The 329-nt window shown below is 46.5% G+C and carries 1 protein-coding gene; it reads left to right on the forward strand.

Translation table 11 applies throughout. The annotated features are described in order from the left end of the window. Positions 1-329 (forward strand): hypothetical protein (locus AB4486_RS24255; RefSeq protein ID WP_372119184.1); only part of this gene is annotated, 329 nt, incomplete at both ends.

The raw sequence follows: 329 nt of genomic DNA on the forward strand, positions 1-329 counted from the left end.
CCGTGACAACAAGCGATTTCGATAATGATGTTGAAACCGCAACGGTGACGCTTACTATCACGGATGGCGTTGATCCTGTTATCAACATTGTCCCTGACGTTTACTTATCTGAAGTGAACTTATCCGATGGTTCAATGCCGACGGCAGGGCCAGTTAGTTCAACTCATACCATCACTTACACAGAAGGGAGTGATGACCTGAGTCATTTCCGAATCGCTACGGATGAATTTAATTTTGGCGGGTTACTGAAATCAAACGGTTTAGTCGTTGAATTGAAGGAGGAACCAGCGGATTCGGGCAGCTACGTCGGATTCACCACAAACGGTTCC

This window comes from Vibrio sp. 10N.222.55.C6, assembly GCF_041473395.1.
Lineage (GTDB): Bacteria > Pseudomonadota > Gammaproteobacteria > Enterobacterales > Vibrionaceae > Vibrio > Vibrio crassostreae_C.